Genomic DNA, 20,731 nt, shown 5'->3' on the forward strand with positions numbered 1-20,731 from the left:
TAACCGTAAAAATCTATGTCTCAAAATACAGATTACAAAAAACTAATAGCAACAACTTTAACAAAAATGGAGGCGATGCAGGCTCGCATTACTGAATTAGAAGGTAGAGGAACTGAGCCAATTGCTGTTGTTGGGATGGGATGTCGTTTTCCTGGTGGGATCAATTCTCCTGAAGCTTATTGGAATTATTGTCAAGCTGGATTAGATGCAATTGTAGAAGTTCCTAAAAGCCGTTGGGATATCTCAAAGTTTTATGCTCAAGAAGTTACTCCAGGAAAAATGAATACTCGTTATGGGGGATTTTTGCAGGAGGATATTACAGAATTTGATGCCCGTTTTTTCTCTATATCTGCTCGCGAAGCTATGTCAATTGATCCCCAACAAAGGTTACTCTTGGAGGTGACATGGGAAGCTTTAGAAAATGCTAATTTACCACCAAATAATCTAGCAAGCGATCGCGTGGGTGTGTTTATCGGTATCACTAGTGTCGACCACGCGATGACGGTTTACAAAAGCAACTATGAACAAATCGATTCTTTTTTTGGTACGGGAAATGCTTTGAGTGCAGCAGCAGGACGACTATCTTATTTTCTCAATCTGCGTGGTCCTTGCATGTCTATTGATGCAGCCTGTGCTTCTTCACTGGTAGCTGTTCACCAAGCTATTCGCAGCTTAAGGAATTATGAATGCGAACTAGCTTTGGTGGGTGGAGTGAATCTGATCTTGAATCCAGCCATTACGATTAACCTTTCTCAGTCGGGGATGATGTCTCCCGATGGTCGCTGCAAAACCTTTGACGCGTCTGCAAATGGTTATGTACGGGGAGAAGGATGTGGAGTTTTGGTACTCAAACGCTTGTCTGCGGCTCAAAAAAATGACGATCGCATTCTTGCTGTATTACGAGGCTCTGCGGTCAATCATAACGGTGCAGCGGCCGGATTAACAGTCCCCAGTGGCCCCGCTCAACAAGATTTACTCTGTCAAGCTCTAGCTGATGCAAGGATCACATCAGAACAAATAGGGTATATAGAAGCACATGGTACAGGAACATCTTTAGGTGATCCTATTGAAATGAATGCGATCGCCGCTGTATATGGAGAGCGATCGCAACCTCTTTATGTGGGTTCAGTCAAGACTAATATCGGACATCTAGAAGCAGCCGCAGGAATAGCGGGAATGATTAAAACAATTCTTGCGCTTCAATATGGCGAAATCCCACCGCATCTACACTTTCAAGAGCCTAATCCCTTGATTAATTGGCAAAAATATAACATCAAAATTCCAACGCAAACATCACCCTGGCCTGATAATGGCGCAGTTCGTATTGCTGGAGTCAGTTCATTTGGTTTTTCTGGAACAAATGCTCATGTCATTGTCGAACAAGCACCTATTGCAGAGATACCAGCAATTAAGCAGCAACTTCCTAGTCATTTGTTGACGATTTCTGCCCATAATCACACAGCTTTAAAAGAACTGGCGCGACGTTTTTATACTCGCCTAGAGTTTGATCCAGAAATTGGAGATATCTGCTACAGTGCGGCTATTGGGAGATCGCCCTTACCTGAACGTTTAGCGATTGTTGCAGATACATTACCAGAGTTGCAGCAAAGATTAGCAGCTTTTGCAGACGAAAAAACTCTTGATAATTCAACTTTTTATCAACGCTACACAGGAGAAAAGCAGCCGAAAATAGTTTTTCTCTTTACTGGTCAAGGAGCTTGTTATCCAGGTATGGGTGAGCAACTTTATCAAACCCAACCGACATTTCGTAAATATATTGATCAATGTGCAGCTATTTTAGCTGATCATTTAGAGTATCCTTTACTAGAGATTTTGTTTGGCGATCGCACAGATTTACTTAATCAAACTGCATATGCTCAACCAGCTATTTTTGCTCTAGAATATGCTATTGCTATGCTATGGCAATCTTGGGGAATCACACCTGGTTTACTCATTGGACATAGCGTTGGCGAATATGTAGCAGCTTGTGTTGCTGGAGTATTGAGTTTAGAAGCTGGTTTAGCATTAATTGTGAAACGTGGACAATTAATGCAAGCTGCGCCCATAGGAAAAATGGCTTCAATTTTTGCAGATGAAACCACAGTAAATTCTCTAATTCAAAACTATACTAATCAAGTTGCGATCGCTGCAATTAATCATCCTCAACAAATTGTCATTTCTGGAGCCAGCAATAATATTGATGAGATAATCACCAACTGTAAAACTCAAAAAATTGCAACTCAACATCTCTCTGTTGCAGGTGCTTTTCACTCGCCATTAATGGAGCCAATTTTAGAGGAATTTGAAACTGTTGCTCGTCGTATCTCCTACAATCATCCTCAAATTTTACTAATTTCAGGAATTGACGGACAAGTTTTCCAAAGTGCGCCCGATGCGAGTTACTGGAGACAACAATCTCGTCAACCTGTACAGTTTTTGCAGAGTTTAATCACAGCCATAAATAAAGGGTATAACCTATTTTTGGAAGTCGGGCCAAGACCAATACTAGTAGAACAAGGTCGTCGTTATAACGATGAACTTATCTGGCTAAGTTCTCTCAATAAAGGTGTAGATAATTGGCAGACCATACTGTCAACCCTTGGTCAACTATATACTCAGGGAATACATTTCAATGCTGAAAATTTCAATGCACATTACGGCTATAGAAATATTCAATTACCAAACTACCCTTTTCAAAGAAAGCGTTTTAGATTTCAAAATCACAACGAAACATCTATAGAAAAAGAAGTAATAACAATGACTCAATCAACAATATCAAACAATCAAAAATATCAGCAAGATATCCGCAATCAATTAAAATCGATTCTGGCTCTACTTCTCAAAGAAAATGAAAATGATATTAGAGATGATGAGACATTATTAAACCTCGGAGCCGATTCCATCATTCTCACAGATTTTGCTCGCAAAATTGAAGAAAAATTGGGTATTAAGATTAAGATAGATCAATTATTTACCGATTTACAAACAATTAATGATATAGCTCAATATATCGCTAATTTTGTCACCCAGAAATCATTAGAAACATCTGTTAAATTAGTAAATCATGACTCAGAATTAAGTAATTATCTCTGGGTAATTTCTCAATTACAACCAATTGTTATCGCCTATATAGTCAAAGCTTTAGCAGCATTAGGTAAGAAACTAAATCGAGCCGAAAGCTGGACAACAGAAAATTTATTACAGACTTTACCTATTGCTCCGAAATATTATATTTTAATCACTCGTTATTTAAAAACCTTAGAGCAAGCTGGAATTCTTCAAAATCAAGGTAATGTATGGACAGTCAAAAATTTGCCTACACCTGTTGATTTACCAGCAGCTATAGAAAATCTGCAACAAACTTGTCCAGCAGCAAAACCTGAGTTAGAAATGCTGCAACGCTGTGGTGAAAATTTGTCAGAAGTCATCAAAGGAAATATAGATCCTCTAGAGTTAATTTTTCCAGCTGGTTCAGTTGTTCATGCGGAAAGCATATACGGAGCTTCGCCTGTATCTCGGTTGATGAATCAACGAGTAGCTGAAGCAATTAACGATATCTTAAAGAGTTTTGATTTGAGCGATCGCTCTTACCAAATTATCGAAGTTGGAGGTGGTACAGGTGCAACTTCTGAAGCAATTCTCAATCACTTAAATCTCACTCATGCGACTTATACTTTTACTGAACTTTCTCCTGTTTTACTGAATAAAGCTCGACAAAAGTTTCAGAATAAATCTGGTCTAAAATTTCATCAATTAGATATTGAAAAATCACCAGTTTCTCAAGGATTACCAGTCCACTCTTATCACATAGTTGTAGCTGCTAATGTCCTTCATAGTACCCGCAATATTACAGAAACACTCAATCATATTCGAGAATTACTACTACCAGGTGGTTATTTAGTACTTCTAGAAACAGTAGAAAATAATTCTTGGCTAGATTTAACTTTTGGACTCACCCCAGGATGGTGGCGTTTTCAAGACAAAGAATTACGTGTAGATTCGCCGTTGTTGAGTGGTGAAACTTGGTGTACTGTTTTGAAAAGTTGTGGTTTTGCTACTGCGGATAGTTTTTCTCGAAAAAATAATATTAGTATCTATAATGGACAAGAATTAATAATTGCTTGTGCTGCGGAAGAATCAGTTAGTGAAGCTCCAAAATTCATACCTGTAGCAGCAGCAAGTTCTGGTAAGGAAGCTTTGATGATGGCTCAACTGCAATCATTAAAAGAACTCAAAGAACTACATGAGAAAACCATTATCAAGCAATTAGAAGTACTGCAATCTGTATTTGTTACACCCAAGACAGAAACATTAATCATACCACCATCTCTTCCTCAAACAAGCAAAATAGAAACTGTCTCTCCTCCTCAAACAAGCAAAACTGATACGGTAAAAAAAACTGGTTCACCTAATTTAAACCCCCTAGCTTTAAAACTGAATGAGAATAAATCTTTAACAGAAAACCAACAAGCTTTTATCCGTAATTTGCAAGTTATCTATAATCAAAAAACTGCCAAATCCAAAGCATATTCACAAAATAGCCGAAAGTCAATGGTTGATGTCAAACCTACCATTGACTTCCGTATGACGTTAAAAGAATTTCAATATCCTATTGTTTCAGAATCAGCTCAAGGTGCATATTTTCGTGATATCGATGGAAATGATTACATCGACTTAGCAATGGGATTTGGTGTTAATTTTTTTGGACATAGTCCTGATTTTGTGTTGTCAGCAATTCAGCAGCAAATGCAACACGGAATCGGACTAGGAATGCAGTCCAATATCGCAGCAGAAACAGCAAGTTTAATTAGTGAAATTTCGGGTGTAGAACGAGTTGCTTTTAGTAATACTGGAACAGAAGCAATTATGGGAGCAATTCGGATTGCTCGTTCTCGCACAAAACGCCCAAAAATAGCTGTGTTTGCTGGTTCATATCATGGTACTTTTGATGGCATTTTAGCGCGAGTTGGAGAAGAGCCACCCACCGCTCAACCATTAAGTCCGGGTACACCATTAGGAATGGTTGAAGACGTCATAGTTCTTACTTATGGAGCGGAAGAAAGTTTAGATATTATTGCTGCTCATGCTGATAATTTAGCAGCAGTTTTAGTAGAACCTGTACAAAGCCGTAAACCCGATTTACAACCGAAAGAATTTCTCAAAAGATTACGTAAATTAACTCAAGAACAAGAGATTGCGCTGATTTTTGATGAAATTATCACGGGATTTAGGATTGCTCCTGGAGGAGCGCAGGAATGGTTCGATGTTGAGGCAGATATAGTAGTTTATGGTAAGGCGATTGGTGGTGGTTTGCCTATCAGCATGATCTGTGGTAAAGCAGACTTTTTGGATACAATTGACGGCGGTTTTTGGAGTTATGGTGATCATTCCCATCCGCAAACAGAATTAACTGCTTATGGTGGAACTTTCTGTCGTCATCCTTTAGCACTTGCAGCTTGTCGTGCAGTACTTTTACATTTACGTCAACAAGGTGCCACAATTCAAAAAAGAGTAAATCAATTAACCAATAGATTAGCAACTGAAGTTAATCAATTCTTTCAAGAAATAGGAATTCCGATTCGGATTGTTCATTTTGGCTCTTTGTTTCGCTTTGAACCTTTTGGAGCTTATAGTATTTTCCTGCAACCTATCGAATTGCCACTTTTTTATTACTTGTTAAATCTTAAAGGTGTATATACTTGGGAAAAGCGAGTTTGTTTTCTCTCAACTAGTCATACCAATGAAGATATAGATAAAGTAGTGACTGCTGTCAAAGAAGCGATTATAGAATTACAGCAAGCGGGTTTTTTTGAAAATGCTAAACCACCACAAGCTAAGAAAATAGAAGTAAGCGATCGCTCTGGTGATGAAGATGGGAGGAATAATTTAAAAAAGCAATTTCCTACCAGTGAAGCGCAACGTCAACTGTGGCTAATGGGAGAATTAGATACAAACGCTTCCGCTGCATATAACGTCACAACTTCCTTAGAATTGCATGGTAATTTAGATATTTTATCTTTACAGCAAGCGATTAATGAAGTAGTCAATCGCCATGAAGCTTTGCGAACCAAAATATTAGCACAAGGCGAAATTCAAGAAGTTATTCCTCATATCAAAATTGACGTACCGTTAATCAATTTGACTGATGAAAAAAATCCTGAAACCACTACTTTAACTTTCAGAACTCAGTTTGCTCAAAAACCTTTTGATTTGTCTACAGCTCCTTTATTTGCAGCTGCTCTGATACGGTTAGCACCTGAACATCATCTGTTATCTTTAAAAACCCATCATATAGTTGCCGATGGTTGGTCACTAGGACTAATTTTAAATGAAATTGGTAAACTTTATTCTGCAAAAATCGGCGATGCTACAAATTCTTTAGCTTCACCAATGCAGTTTCACCAATATTTAGCTTTGCGACAACAAGAAGCGCAAAATCCACAGATGCTAGAGCATCGTAACTTTTGGCTGCAAACTTATGAGGGAGAAATTCCAGTATTTGAACTGACTACTGACTTTCCCCGTCCAGCTGTGAAAAATTACACGGGTGGTCGAGAAAGTAAAATTATTGCTTCCCAACTATGGAAAAATTTGCAAACTGTGGGACGCAAAAATCAAGCAACATTATTTATGACGATGTTCGCGGCTTATACAGCTTTTTTGCAACGGATTTCCGGTCGTGATGATTTAGTAATTGGTATTCCCATTTCTGGAAGACAAATTGAAGGAAGCGAAACGTTAGTTGGTTTTTGTTCGCAATTTTTACCAATACGCATACAACTAGATGTGACTACTTCTTTTGTAGAGCATTTGCGTCATACCAAAGAAACACTTGTAGCCGCTTTTAAACACCAAAATTACGCTTTAGAAGAATTACTATCAGCCCTACAATTACAACGAGACTTTTCTCGTTCTCCTCTAATTTCAGTCTCTTTTAACATGGACCCTAGTCTAACTCTACCTGGATTTGAGGGGCTAAAAGTATCACTACCACCAGAGCCAATTGGCTACACTCCTTTCGACTTAGGATTTAATTTTATTGAAGTAGATAATTACTTAATTGTCTACTGCAACTACAATGCAGAATTGTTTAAAAAAGAGACAATTCAACAGTTACTCGCAAGTTTTGAAATATTGTTAGAGGGCGTAATTAACAATATCAATAGTTTACTTTATCAGTTGCCTTTAATTACACAAATGCAACAGCAGAAATTATGGTCAGAGTTAACAGGGGAAACAATAGAATTACCCCAAGAAACAACAATTATTGATGACTTTATTGCTAAAGTCAACTCTACACCAAATGTACCAGCATTAATTGTGGGACAAACGACTCTCACATATCGAGAATTGAATGAGCAAGTTAATCGGTTAGCGAATTATTTACATCAGGAATATCGACTCGGTGCAGGGAAAGCGATCGCTCTCATGCTCGGACGTAATCAACACTTAATTATCGGTATTCTAGCAATTTTCAAAACTGGTGCGACCTATGTACCAATAGATCCCCAATATCCTAACAGTCGTATTGATTTTATTCTCAAAGATAGTGGTTGTCACGTCTGTCTCACAGAGAGTAATTTGATATCTCAACTACCTCACAATACAGAGATAATTTGTTTAGATAAAATTGTTCAAACTTTGGCAAGTTTTGACAATGATGAGCCTCAATTGAAACGGGATTCTAACCAAATAGCCTATATTTTATATACTTCTGGCTCAACAGGAAATCCTAAAGGAGTTATGGGTCGTCATATCTCGATTGTGAATGTAATTCGCAGTTTACGACTTACATTTGACTTAGATCAACATCCTGAATGGCGCTATATCTTCACTGCACCTATAACTCACGACCCATCTCTGCGGAATATTTTTCTTCCTTTATCAATAGGTGCTGCTTTATATATGTATGAAGTAGAGCATATAGGGGATTTAGTTGAGTTTTTACAAGCAAACCAAATCAATGCTCTGCACACAACTCCATCTATCTATCGGGAAATCTTGAATGTCCTCGCACCCACAGAAACTATTTCCGGTGTTGGACAAAAGGAGGGTGAAACAACGAACCGCATTCGACAAAGTCGTTCCCGGAGGGTAGACGCGAAGTACGCAAAGAAGGAGTTTTTCAAAGAGGAGAGAAATGAAAATCATCCTGCAACCATGCAATGTCCTATTTCCTGTTTAAAATATATCTCTGCTGGAGGAGAGAAATTAGATCGAGAAATAGCGATCGCTTTACGAAAACGTTTCCCATCTGCAATTATCAGCAATGTCTACGGTTCAACAGAGACTTGTGTTGGAGTTTCTCAATACACAATAGGCACAAATTTAGATACAGACGTCCCTCTGGGTCAAGTTTTTCATAACAATCGCTTATTTGTGCTTGATGAATTTAATAACACTGTACCTCTACACGTTGTTGGTGAAATTTGTGTGGAAGGTGCAGGATTAGCAGCTGGTTATCACAATCTCCCTCAAATCACCAAAGAAAAATTTCAACCAAGTTTTATTAGTGAGGAAACAACTCTTTTTAGAACCGGAGATTTAGGTAAACAAATTGCTCCTGGTGTGATTGAATTTATTGGTCGCAAAGATAATCAAGTTAAAGTTAATGGTTATCGCATACATCCAGGAGAAATTGAATATCAACTCAACCGTCATGCTGATATTGACAGAGCAATTGTCTTACCTATCGAGGTAGATAATCGAATTCAATTATCTGCTTATTGTCAAACTGCCAAAGAGATAGAAATTTCTGATATCCGAAAATTTCTCTCTCATGCTTTGCCAGTTTATATGATTCCTAGTAATTTTATTTTATTAAAGCAATTTCCTCTCACTAGACATGGGAAAATTGACTGGCGATCGCTTCTTGAACTCAAAGAAACGAGTAAATCAATACGGGTTAATTATACGGCACCACGTAATAGTTTAGATTCCAGGCTAGTCAAGATTTGGGAAAGATTTATTAGCAAACGTCCCATCGGTATTTTTGACAATTTTTTTGAAATCGGTGGACACTCTCTGCTACTTTCGCGAGTTGTAACTCATGTTCATAAAGAATTAAATGTTGTAGTCAAATTGGCTGATTTCTTTAAAGTTCCCACCATCGCCGGATTAGCAGTTTTAGTATCTCAAGCCCAATATGATTATCAAAAACCCATACCACCAATCACTCAGCAAACATCTTATCCTATGTCCCATGGACAACGCCGTCTTTGGGCTTTAGAATTTCTTGATCGTCATCACAACGCCTACGGGATGCCTAGTGCTTATCAATTTAATGGTAATCTCAATATTGCGGCTTTTGAAACTGCTTTTCAAAATTTGATCCAACGCCATGAAATCTTGCGGACTACCTTTACTCTAATAGATAATCAACCCTGTCAAGTTGTGCATGAGCAAATGAATTTTGCTCTCCAACAAATAGATTTAACAGAGTATGCAGAACCAGAACGAATCAAAATTATTGCTGAATATGTTGATAAAAATGCCAAAACTACTTTCGATTTGGAAATGGGACCTCTACTCAAAGTTAGTTTACTTAAATTAAATCAACACAGCCATATAATTTTGTTCAATATGCACCACATCATTTCTGATGGTTGGTCAGCAGGAGTTTTAATTAAAGATTTCCTCACACATTATCATGCTTATGGACAACAAGATTCAGAATTACCGTCACCTTTGAAGATTCATTATAAAGACTATTCTGACTGGCAAGAAAAGCAGTTTGAAACATCGACATTACAAGCGCAACGTGATTATTGGCTGGCTAAATTAACTCCCCTTCCCGCGCGCCTTGACTTACCTTTAGATTATGCTCGGCCAGCAGTGCAAAGTTTCCAGGGAACTGCGGTAACATGGAAACCAAATCAAGAGTTAATTAAGCGTTTTGAAGTATTAATTAAAACTCAAGAAGCCAGTCTTTTTATGGGGTTAGTGACTCTCGTCAAGAGTTTTCTGTTTCGCTATACTGAACAAAATGAAATTACAATCGGATCTCCTATTGCTGGTAGAAATCATCCTGATTTAGAAGAACAAATAGGTTTTTATGTTAATACTTTAGTTTTATGCGATCGCATAGCAGCAGATGACAGTTTTGCTAGTTTACTTACCAAAGTAAAAACAACCACACTCTTTGCATATGATAACCAAGAATATCCCTTTGACAAACTAGTATCAGATTTAAATGTCCAGCGCGATCCTAGCCGAAATCCCATTTTTGATATTGTAGTTGTCCTGCAAAATAATCAAAATGTAGATTTAGCACTAGATGGAATTACTGTGAATTTGATTGAGCAAAAAATTGTAACTTCTAAATTCGATTTAGAATTCGTTTTCTTAGACGAAGCAGAACTCTGTCTGAAGCTCATCCATAACACAGATATATTTGCTAGCGAACGTATTTCGTTGATCATAAATTTGTTAGAATCTCTTCTAGAAGCAGTAGTTAAATCTCCTGACACACCATTACTCCAGCTACCTTTTTACAGAAAAAATTCTGAAATAGAAGACAGCAATCTGTTTGGGACAGATTTTAATTTTTAATCATGAACACAGTTCAACAAGATTAATCATTGATTAGGAGGATATTTATGAATAGAAAACTACCAACACTTGGAGTTTTAGGTGGTATGGGACCTGTAGTTACCGCCGAATTTTTTAAATCGATTTATGAACACAATCAGTTTATTGACAACGAACAAGAAGCTCCTAACGTTATTGTTTTCTCACTTCCATCTGCACCTGACCGCACAAGTTCTATTAATAGTGGAAATGAAAGAGAATTTATTGATTTCATACAATTGCATTTGGAAACACTCAATAAATTAGTTGATCGGATAGTGATTGGTTGTTGTACAGCACATTATGCTCTACCTCATATTCCTGAGCATCTTACTAATAAGGTAATTTCCTTAATTAAAATTGCAGACCAACAACTGCAAGAACATGATGAACCAGCTATTTTACTAGCGGGTACTGGGACTTATCGTAAAAAATTATTTCACGAAGGTTGTACTGCTGCTAATCGCATTATTTCTCTATCTGAAAAAGACCAATACTTAATCCATGATATTATTTTTAAAGTACTAAAACGAGGGCAAGATCCACTGACAATTCTTCCAGATATCCAAGAATTGTTAGATAAATACAAGACTCGTTCTTATATTTCTGCTTGTACAGAATTTCATCTGTTAACTAAATCTCTCAAGCTTAATGGAATTGACTCTATTAAAGCCATCGATCCTTTAACTACCATCGCTCAGAATCTTTTTCAACTCTTAGAGCCAGTGACATGTAGTATTAATTCTAATTCGCTTCCAGAAAAAAAGAAAATATCTGAAAAAGTTCAAGTTCATTTATAAGATTGATTTTTTCAAGTAAAACAATTTAATTCAGGAGAAATTCTATGACAGCTATTTTTCCCCAAATTCCCACAGTGAATATTAAAAATCACAAGATTCTTTTAATCGGGAGAATGTATCATGAGACAGGTGAAAAATTTCTGCAAGAATATACAAATGTCGAGATTTTAGAAGAACCAACAAATAATCAAATTTATGATTCTATTCAAGAAGCATCCGGCGTATTTGTTCGCTATCCTACTAAATTAGATGCTCAAGCGATCGCATTAGCCAAAAATTTAAAAGTTATCAGTACATCTGGATTTGGAACTGATGCAATTAATATTGCTGCTGCAACAAAACAGGGGATAGTTGTAGTCAACAATCCTGGTTTGTCAACAACTGCTGTTGCTGAACACACGATTTGCATGATTTTAGCTTTAGCGAAAAAGCTGACTTTTCTCAATCAGTGTGTCAAAACAGGAAACTACCTCATTCGTAATCAGGTACAACCAATGCAACTCGAAGGAAAAACACTTGGAATTGTTGGTTTGGGAAGAATTGGTAGTGCTGTCGCCCATAAGTGCAGTACAGCATTCCAGATGCGAGTTTTAGCATACGATCCTTACGTCCCAGCTACTAAAGCAGAAGCATTGGGTGGAACTTTGGTAAATGATTTAGAATACCTTTTGGCTGAATCCGATTTTGTATCTTTACACCCCGAATTAACCGATGAAACCTATGAAATGTTTGCTCTAGAAACTTTTGAAAAAATGAAATCCACTGCTTTCTTAATCAATACATCTCGTGGGAAGATAGTTCGAGAAAAAGATTTGGTTGTAGCTATCCATGAAAAATTGATCGCAGGAGCAGCAATAGATGTGTTTGAGCCAGAACCCCCATCTCACGATAATCCTTTATATGACTTTGACAATGTAATTATGTCACCCCATCTCGCTGGAGTTACACCTGAAGCTGCTATAGCTGCTGCACTTTCCGCAGCTAATCAAATACTGCAAGTGCTTCAGGGTAAAAAGCCACCTCACATTGTTAATCCAGAAGTTTGGCAAAAGTTTCCACCAGACCTGCAATGATAACCGCTATATTTCTAGAACATGCAAACTGAAATTTTTCACAAGCAAAACTCAAATAATATTCCTATTATTTCAGGTTTTACTAAATTTTGGAATTATGTCAACGCGATCGCCGGTCCCTACTGGTATCCAACAGATCCAAAAGGAAGACCATTTTCCGAAGTAATACGCTCATGGGGAATGCTCATTCTCCTGATTTTATTAATCATCAGTCTTGTGGGCGTCACCGCTTTAAATAGCTTCGTCGATCGCTATTTAATCGATGTCATTGTCCAACAAAAAGAAATGTCTCTTTTTGCCAAAACGTTATCAATTTATGGTATAGGACTGCTGCTGATTACGCTCTTGACAGGATTTACTAAATTTGTCAGAAAAAAAATTGCCCTTGATTGGTATCAATGGCTGAACAGACGTATTTTAGAAAAATATTTGAGCGATCGCGCCTATTATAAAATCAATTTTAGATCTGATGTTGATAATCCAGATCAACGTTTATCCCAAGAGATCGAACCTATTGCCAGGACTGCTCTGAATTTTGCAGCTACTTTGTTAGAAAAAATCCTGGAAATGACGACTTTTTTAATAATTCTTTGGTCAATTTCCCAACTGGCTGTAGCTATTCTGCTTGTTTATACAATTATAGGCAATATAATTGCTGTGTACTTGAGTCAAGAATTAGATAAAATTACTCAAGAGGAACTTGAATTTAAAGCTAATTACACTTACAGCCTGACTCATGTTCGCAATCACGCGGAATCGATAGCATTTTTTCAAGGAGAAGACCAAGAATTAAATATTATTCAGCGCCGATTTAATAATCTGATCAAAAGTTCTGTAAGCAAAATTGAGTGGGAAAAAAATAAAGATATTTTTAACAGGGGATATCGGTCTATTATCCAAATATTTCCGTTTGTAATATTCGCACCTGCATATATTCGTGGAGAAATTGATTTCGGACAAGTTAACCAAGCAGTCATCGCTTGTAGTATGTTTGCTAATGGTCTGGCAGCATTAATAGATGAATTTGGAACTTCTGGACGATTTTCTAGTTATGTTGAGCGTTTAGCTGAATTTTCAGATGCTTTAGAATTTGTCACTAAACAACCAGAGAATGTAAGTACGATTAAAACTATTGAAGAAAACCGTCTGGCTTTTGAAAATGTCACTTTACAAACACCAAATTATGAACAAGTGATCGTCGAAGATTTGTCACTTTCTGTTCAACCAGGCGAAGGTTTATTAATTGTTGGGCCTAGTGGTCGGGGTAAAAGTTCTTTACTCAGAGCTATTGCTGGTTTGTGGAATGCAGGAACGGGTCGTTTAATGCGACCTCCTAGAGAAGATGTTTTGTTTTTACCCCAACGTCCATATATCATTTTGGGAACTTTGCGCGAACAGTTACTTTATCCAAGTACAAATCATCAAATGAGCGACACACAACTCAAAGATGTTTTACAACAAGTTAACCTTGAAAACGTAGAAACAAAAGGCGGTGGTTTCGATGCAGAAGTACCTTGGGAGAATATATTATCTTTGGGAGAACAACAACGTCTGGCTTTTGCAAGATTGTTAATTACTCATCCTCGCTTTACGATTTTAGATGAAGCAACCAGTGCTTTAGATTTAAAAAATGAAGAAAATTTATATCAACAGTTACAATCAACGAATACAACATTTATTAGTGTAGGACATCGAGAAAGTTTGTTTAAATATCATCAATGGGTTTTGGAACTTTCACAAAATTCCAGTTGGCGACTGGTTTCTATGGATGATTATCAACTTGAAAAAGTTTAATTTGAAGTTTTCCGACAAAGCTCATTTATTTTTTGGATCTGACTTCTATCTGTTTGGCGATCGCATTTACTTCCTGTGTCCAAGGATGATTGGGATAGCACAAGCTGAAAAGATCCTTACTACCCAGATAAAACATTTCTTCACAGACAGGTAAAATACCAGCTACAGTTGTGCCGTAGGTTGAGGTAATTTGTTGGCGCAAAGCTTGAAAGTTAAAGGCTGGTAAAGCCTTATTAACTACGAGCATAATATTAGGAACATTTAACTTACGTGCCACATCCACAGCTACAGCTGTACCTTGGTAATCTTGCTGGTCTGGTCGAAGGATAACAATAAGAATGTCAGAAATAATAATAGATAAGAGAGTTTCTTCGTTAATACCAGGGTGAGTATCAATAAAAAGATAGTCCAATTTCAAACGTTTGGTTAAATGCTGAAAACCATCATTAAGCAAACGTGCATCATATCCTTCACGCAGAATCCGAGAAATTTCACTTGTTTTAATACTAGAAGGAATTAGAAAAATATTACCTTTGATTCCAGCATTTTTTTGCCTCATTTTAATTAGTGGTGTGACATCGTAAGCAGCCTTTTCAATTGGACAGCGACCCCATAAATAATCATTTAGGGTGTAGCCTAACTTATCCTCCCCTAGACCGAAAAGAACATGAATTCCAGGTGATTGAATATCTGTATCAACAATACCAACTCGCTTACCAGAACGAGCAATCAGAGTCGCAACATTAGCAGTGATATTTGATTTACCCGTACCGCCACGAAATGAATGAATAGAAACAACTTTAGACATAAAATATATCCTTAAGTAAAAGTATTACTCAATATTAATTATCGATAATCAAATATGAGTCCTATATTAGTTTTTAAATTCCATTTTTAATTAATTTTAATTTTATCTATTATTAGCATTTTTATCTGTTATTCAAACTCGTTCATTAGGATTATTTTTATCCTATAAAATTAACAAAATAATAACATCTGAAAAATGTCTTAAATCTTTTTTAAACGAAATATATAAACAGCCTCTTACTTTAGTTGATTACTTAAGTAAGATTAACTATGACTAAAGTCATAGTTAATTAAATACGGGATAAAAGTATGGCATCATCAACTCTGGTTTGTCGCAATCCTGATTGTTTGAGCTTAAATTCAATCCGTTCTATAGGATCGACCTAAGGTAGTTTCAATATCAGGCGACAGTATTTTACTTGGAGGGTAAGCTGTTATGCATTTAAATTGTATATTTTGCGATCAGGTTGTCAAAAGTCAACAGTCCAGAGTCAAAGACTAGCTTGGACTTTGGACTGTTGACCCTGGACAGTCCTAACGCAAGAATATTTAATTGAAGCGCACATCAGCTTATTAATTGTGTAATTTTAGTAATCTTTGATAAAAATGTATCTCATTAGACAATTTTTATGAAAATATCTCGCTTAAACTTCAATAAATCTACCGAAAAACCGTAGTATAATGATCGGAAACTTAAAGAGTCAAAACTGTATGCTCTTGGATTTATCTGCCAAGATAGAATATGCGCTGTTGGCTTTGTTAGAACTAGCAAACCACTATGCTCATAAAACTCCCTTAACGATGGGTGAAATCACTGCTAAACAACCGATCCCAGAGCGTTATTTAGAACAAATTCTTACCAGTCTGCGGCGTGCGGGGGTGGTGCAGAGTCAACGCGGTTCCAGAGGAGGTTTTGTTTTAGCACGGGAACCGTGGCGGATTACATTGTTAGAGGTTGTAGTTCTGCTAGAAGGAAGTCAAAAAGAAAAAGAAAACTCACCAGATAATACCTTAGAAAAAACCTTGATACGGGAAATTTGGGAAGAAGCTGATCGCTCATCACAAGAGGCTTTGAAGCGCTATACGATCCAGGACTTGTGTGAACAACGAGATCAACGCTTACAGCAGAGTCAAATGTATTATATTTAGCTAGACAAAAATACTTCTATGCGAATTGCAAAGAATATTACAGAGTTAATTGGACGGACACCATTGGTAGAGTTAAACCGGATTCCCCAATCAGAAGGAGCTTTAGCGCGGATTCTGGTGAAATTAGAAAGTATGAATCCATCTGCTTCTGTAAAAGACAGAATTGGAGTCAGCATGTTGGAAACAGCAGAAACCGCAGGTTTAATCCAGCCTGGAAAAACTATTTTAGTAGAGCCGACTTCTGGAAATACAGGTATAGCTTTAGCAATGATAGCTGCTGCTAAGGGGTATAACCTGATTCTAACTATGCCAGAAACCATGAGTACAGAAAGACAAGCGATGTTGAGAGCTTATGGCGCGCAGTTAGAATTAACTCCAGGTTTGGAAGGGATGCGTGGAGCGATCGCTCGTGCTGAACAAATTGTCACAAAAATGCCCAATACTTATATGTTGCAACAGTTCCGCAACTCTGCGAATCCAAAAGTGCATCGTGAAACAACTGCACAAGAAATTTGGATAGATACCGATGGACAAGTAGATATCCTCGTGGCGGGAGTAGGTACTGGTGGTACTATAACTGGAGTGGCGGAGGTGATTAAAAAGCGCAAGCCAAGTTTTCAAGCCATTGCCATAGAACCAAGCAACAGTCCGGTACTTTCCCAAGGAAAATCGGGACCACACAAAATTCAAGGAATTGGTGCAGGATTTATACCAGACATTTACCGTTCAGAACTTGTTGATGAAGTAATTACAGTCAAAGATGAAGATGCGATCGCCTATAGTCGGCGGTTAGCAAAAGAAGAAGGATTATTATCAGGTATTTCTACAGGTGCTGCTTTGTACGCTGCTATTGCGGTATCGAAACGTCCCGAAAATAGCGGTAAATTAATTGTTATGGTTCAACCTAGCTTTGGCGAACGTTACTTGAGTACTGTACTGTTCAAAGATTTAGAAGAGTTGGAAATACCTCTACTCAGGTTAATTAAGTGAACACTTCATTATTCCAGCAAAAAAGTCTGTAAATTATCTAAAGGAAGCGTAAAAACGTAATAGATAACTCCTCCACCCAGCAAAGTCACAGCCAGACTGGAAAGAATTACCCACCGATCTGGCGGTTGATAGCTATCCTCATCAATATCTCGACGAACAGCGAAATAATGTTGAGTTGAAAGTAGTACAGTCAATATACCCACCAAAGCAAATGCTAAACCCAACTTCCAACCATTACCAGGAGGTTGGGGTGCTAAGGGCGGACGAAGGATACGCAGGCGTACAATCAAAACACCAAAACCCATGAGCGCGATCCCACTCCGCATCCATGCTAGATAGGTGCGTTCATTTGCTAAGTGATCCCGCACTCGGTCTGACCTATATTTCTGCGATTTTTCTTGTGATTTTTTTTGCGATTTTTCTATTTTTTCTACTTGCATATCCATAAGTTTAGCATCTTTAGTATAATAATTGACCTCAAAATATTTAATAATCGAATAAATATTTTTTCATCAAAGTCTATAAATATAATTATCACAAAATACAAATAATTTGAGCAGTTATAAAGATCTATTTTTTGGTTATATTAATAAATATATTTTATTAAATATTCAGTTTGTGATTTATGACTTTTTCATGACAAATCATTTTTTGATGGTGCAATCCTTCAAATTTATCTGTGGAGTAAATCCTCAATCCTTAATCTGATGACAAATATCCCCAACTTTTCAAGAGAAGTCGGGGATATTGTTCAGTTAGCTTTAGTTAATTAATCATTGATTTCTACAGTCGTAATACCTGCATCTAATGCTGCTTGCACAGTATCAGGAATAAACCAGTTAGCTTCACCAGCTTGGAAAACTTTTGCAGGCGGGACATTAAATTCTATTTCACCAGTTGTGGGGTTAGTTGTAGCTACTAAACGAGTTCCATCTACAACCTTAAAAGCTGTGGCGGGTTTGGCTTCTTGATTTTCTGTAGCGGGTGTTCCAGGAATATAAACACCATCACAATCTAACTCATCATCTGTTTCTGCACCACTAGGTAGCAGATATAATTGATTGTCGTAGGTTGAGCTAGATTTTTTAGGCTTTTGAGCATATATTAACAGTGTCTTTCCAGTTTGATTGCGACACACACCATACTTTTCACCAGTTTCCAAGATATATTTTTGGAATTTTAAGTTGGAAATATTTTCGAGAATTTCTGGTGTCGAGCCTTGGGTTTGTTTCTCCTGTAAAGCTGATTCTAATTCTTTATTAACTTCGATGTAATCTGGGTTTGAGATATATTTTTTTCCTGCCCAAGATGGTTGAGCAATCATCAGATTTACAAGCAGTAATAAACACACAATAGTTATTTTAACAAGATTTAGCTTGAAGATTTTCATAATTTTATCCTTGCAAGATTCCAAAACAAAATTTCAAAAATTGCTGACTGGCTGTTAACTATCTAATTTAGGTATGATGTTAGCAGTTTTTCATCTATAGTTAGACTCAATTTCTTTCAACTCTGGATAACACTTCTGGTTGAGGCGTTTCTAAAGAAAAGCCGTACATTTCTCGCCACATGTTCCGGCTTAAGATTAATAGATATGAACCAAGAACTACACAAACTATGACAGCCAAAATAGGTGTTTCTAAAGTGTGACTTTCCATCAAAATAGACACACCTAATCCTATCAAGATAAAGGGAATTAGAGAATTACCATAGCGAGTAATTGCAGAAGCGATCGCACCAAATCTGGTTAGATGGTAAGCAACATAGCACCATACACCCACCATTGAGAAGAACACCCCAAGAATGATGAGCAAGCTATCCCAACTTGTACTGGCAAATAATGGCATATAAATACCGATATTGTCGCCACCGTTAGCAACAGTTACCGCCGCGACACCATAAGTTTGGGGATCAAGCAGACTTGATAACCAAGATTGAGGTGGCTCTGAAGATTGGGTATCTGCTGCTGTGTCTTCATTTTCGGTATCTGGATGTAGTAAACGACTAATGGCGATCGCAATCGGAACCATACCGAGTAAACCGATCCAAGATTCTGGTAAGATATACTTACCAAAGAAACTTGGTAAACTTGCGATTACTAACGCAGCAAAACCTAAGTATTGACCAGTAAGGATATGACGATGACGAAAGCAAGCATTTACTTGGGAAAAAAACAACGACAAAACAACGATATCATCGAGATTAGTTGCCAAAAAAGCAGTCAGTCCTGTAGGAATAGCAGTTAGTAATCCGTCCATTACGTAGTATCTCCGTACTGATGTCAGCAGTTATTGCTTATTGGTTTCTGAAAATTGTTGACTGTCAACTGATAACTGATAACTGCATAGTTTTACTTTATGGCTCACTACTATTGAAAGCAAACAGTCTTTTTTGTCAAATCCATAGATGAAAGTTATGAATATTTCCCAACCATACCCTTTCTAATTATTTTAGAAAAAAACTACAGTTTTTCGGTAGATTTACCGTATAATACCTTTATTATCATTACAAATCACTATTTAACAAATTTATAAGTAGCTAAAATGACGTTGGAGCAGTTGCGAATTTTTTTAGCTGTTGCGGAAGTCTTGCACTTTACTCGCGCAGCAGAAACACTTTATATCACCCAACCAGCTGTAAGTGCTGCGATCCAATGTTTAGAAACAGAATACGGTGTGAAGTTGTTTCATCGGATTGGTCGTCATATTGAAATTACTGATGCGGGAAAATTATTGCAAGCTGAAGCACAGAAAATTATCGACCAAGTTCAATTAACTGAGCGTGGTTTGAAAGAATTAAATAATTTGCAACGAGGAGAGCTAAAAATAGGTGCAAGTCTGACAGTTGGAAATTACTTTCTCCCTGAAAAGATTAGCCAATTTAAACAACTATATCCTGGTATTTTTGTCAACTGTACACTTGGAAATGCCGAAGAAATTTGTGAAGGAACTGCTGTTGGGATGTATGATTTAGGGTTTGTGACAGGAGAGATCAAACCTACATTACAACAAAGTTTAGAACAAGAAGAGATCGGGAGCGATCGCCTACAAATTGTAGTTGGTAAATCTCATCCTTGGTTCCAACATCTAGAAATTTACCTTGATGACTTACTGAATACTAGTTGGGTAATGCGTGAGTCTGGTTCTGGCGCACAACAGATGTTTGAGCAGGCCTTACAAAATTGGGGAATTGAAACCAACAAACTAGATGTAGTACTAAATCTAAACAGCAGCGAAATGGTAAGAGCAGTAGTAGAAAGTGGTGTTGGTGCAGCTGCTATTCCTGAATCTATAGTCAAAAAAGAATTACAATTAGGGACATTACATGCCATACGAATTGTTGATTCTTCAAGAGGATATAGCAAAAGATTAGAAATTGTCCAACCTATTTGGAAATTGAAACATCGTCAACGTTTTCAAACACGGGTAGTCATAGCTTTTGAAAATTTACTTAGAGAAGACAATGTACAAGTTGCTTAGATAGAAGAGGGATCGGGGATCGGGGAAGGTAGGGGTCTCCTTTGGGGATAAGGGGCAGGTGGGGTCCCCT

General features: G+C 37.3%; 11 protein-coding genes. 7 read left to right on the plus strand and 4 right to left on the minus strand.

Annotated elements, in window-relative coordinates; genetic code table 11:
* Positions 1-15: 15 nt before the first annotated feature.
* From B4U84_RS27570 to B4U84_RS27585, 4 genes are read left to right on the plus strand one after another with little or no spacing between them, the layout of a single operon-like run.
* The gene (locus B4U84_RS27570) at positions 16-10,551 is read left to right on the plus strand and encodes a type I polyketide synthase (RefSeq protein ID WP_131121329.1); all 10,536 of its coding nucleotides are present in this window, start codon (positions 16-18) and stop codon (positions 10,549-10,551) included.
* A 47-nt stretch (positions 10,552-10,598) separates the two neighbouring features.
* Positions 10,599-11,369 (plus strand): aspartate/glutamate racemase family protein, encoded by a 771-nt coding sequence (locus B4U84_RS27575; protein WP_044451334.1) that lies wholly within the window; start codon positions 10,599-10,601, stop codon positions 11,367-11,369.
* Positions 11,370-11,413: 44 nt separating this feature from the next.
* Entirely contained in the window at positions 11,414-12,442 is a 1,029-nt protein-coding gene (locus tag B4U84_RS27580) for a hydroxyacid dehydrogenase (protein WP_131121330.1), read from the plus strand.
* A 21-nt stretch (positions 12,443-12,463) separates the two neighbouring features.
* Entirely contained in the window at positions 12,464-14,236 is a 1,773-nt protein-coding gene (locus tag B4U84_RS27585; protein WP_044451332.1) for an ABC transporter ATP-binding protein/permease, read from the plus strand.
* Positions 14,237-14,261: 25 nt separating this feature from the next.
* Here B4U84_RS27585 and B4U84_RS27590 read toward each other — a convergent pair whose 3' ends face one another.
* Positions 14,262-15,044, minus strand: coding sequence for a MinD/ParA family ATP-binding protein (locus tag B4U84_RS27590; protein WP_017308551.1), 783 nt, complete (start codon positions 15,042-15,044; stop codon positions 14,262-14,264).
* Positions 15,045-15,754: 710 nt separating this feature from the next.
* Between B4U84_RS27590 and B4U84_RS27595 the strand changes: the two genes are divergently transcribed.
* Positions 15,755-16,192 carry an RrF2 family transcriptional regulator gene (locus B4U84_RS27595; protein ID WP_017308550.1) on the plus strand — a complete coding sequence of 146 codons (438 nt, stop codon included), beginning with the start codon at positions 15,755-15,757 and terminating at the stop codon, positions 16,190-16,192.
* 18 nt (positions 16,193-16,210) lie between these two features.
* Positions 16,211-17,182: a cysteine synthase A gene (gene cysK / locus B4U84_RS27600; RefSeq protein ID WP_017308549.1), complete on the plus strand. Its 972-nt coding sequence runs from the start codon at positions 16,211-16,213 to the stop codon at positions 17,180-17,182.
* An 8-nt stretch (positions 17,183-17,190) separates the two neighbouring features.
* On the opposite strand, the gene B4U84_RS27605 is transcribed toward cysK, so the two are convergent.
* The 3 genes from B4U84_RS27605 to B4U84_RS27615 all read right to left on the minus strand — a co-directional run bounded on the left by B4U84_RS27605 (position 17,191) and on the right by B4U84_RS27615 (position 19,440).
* Positions 17,191-17,628, minus strand: a complete 438-nt coding sequence (locus tag B4U84_RS27605; protein WP_017308548.1) for a DUF202 domain-containing protein — start codon at positions 17,626-17,628, stop codon at positions 17,191-17,193.
* A gap of 323 nt (positions 17,629-17,951) precedes the next feature.
* Positions 17,952-18,572: a hypothetical protein gene (locus B4U84_RS27610; protein ID WP_017308547.1), complete on the minus strand. Its 621-nt coding sequence runs from the start codon at positions 18,570-18,572 to the stop codon at positions 17,952-17,954.
* A gap of 106 nt (positions 18,573-18,678) precedes the next feature.
* Positions 18,679-19,440: a cadmium resistance transporter gene (locus tag B4U84_RS27615; RefSeq protein ID WP_017308546.1), complete on the minus strand. Its 762-nt coding sequence runs from the start codon at positions 19,438-19,440 to the stop codon at positions 18,679-18,681.
* A 285-nt stretch (positions 19,441-19,725) separates the two neighbouring features.
* Here B4U84_RS27615 and B4U84_RS27620 point away from each other — a divergent pair, with 285 nt between their 5' ends.
* A complete protein-coding gene (locus B4U84_RS27620) occupies positions 19,726-20,661 on the plus strand; it encodes a LysR family transcriptional regulator (protein ID WP_044451331.1) in 936 nt (311 codons plus the stop codon).
* Positions 20,662-20,731: the final 70 nt, after the last annotated feature.

This window comes from Westiellopsis prolifica IICB1 (assembly GCF_004323185.1).
Lineage (GTDB): Bacteria > Cyanobacteriota > Cyanobacteriia > Cyanobacteriales > Nostocaceae > Pelatocladus > Pelatocladus prolificus_A.

Excerpts from the sequence above, each read along its gene's own strand:
- cysK (WP_017308549.1), top strand. The coding sequence starts at position 16,211 with ATGCGAATTGCAAAGAATATTACAGAGTTAATTGGACGGACACCATTG.
- B4U84_RS27580 (WP_131121330.1), top strand. The coding sequence starts at position 11,414 with ATGACAGCTATTTTTCCCCAAATTCCCACAGTGAATATTAAAAATCAC.
- B4U84_RS27605 (WP_017308548.1), bottom strand. The coding sequence starts at position 17,628 with ATGGATATGCAAGTAGAAAAAATAGAAAAATCGCAAAAAAAATCACAA.
- B4U84_RS27595 (WP_017308550.1), top strand. The coding sequence starts at position 15,755 with ATGCTCTTGGATTTATCTGCCAAGATAGAATATGCGCTGTTGGCTTTG.
- B4U84_RS27615 (WP_017308546.1), bottom strand. The coding sequence starts at position 19,440 with ATGGACGGATTACTAACTGCTATTCCTACAGGACTGACTGCTTTTTTG.
- B4U84_RS27585 (WP_044451332.1), top strand. The coding sequence starts at position 12,464 with ATGCAAACTGAAATTTTTCACAAGCAAAACTCAAATAATATTCCTATT.
- B4U84_RS27610 (WP_017308547.1), bottom strand. The coding sequence starts at position 18,572 with ATGAAAATCTTCAAGCTAAATCTTGTTAAAATAACTATTGTGTGTTTA.
- B4U84_RS27620 (WP_044451331.1), top strand. The coding sequence starts at position 19,726 with ATGACGTTGGAGCAGTTGCGAATTTTTTTAGCTGTTGCGGAAGTCTTG.
- B4U84_RS27570 (WP_131121329.1), top strand. The coding sequence starts at position 16 with ATGTCTCAAAATACAGATTACAAAAAACTAATAGCAACAACTTTAACA.
- B4U84_RS27575 (WP_044451334.1), top strand. The coding sequence starts at position 10,599 with ATGAATAGAAAACTACCAACACTTGGAGTTTTAGGTGGTATGGGACCT.
- B4U84_RS27590 (WP_017308551.1), bottom strand. The coding sequence starts at position 15,044 with ATGTCTAAAGTTGTTTCTATTCATTCATTTCGTGGCGGTACGGGTAAA.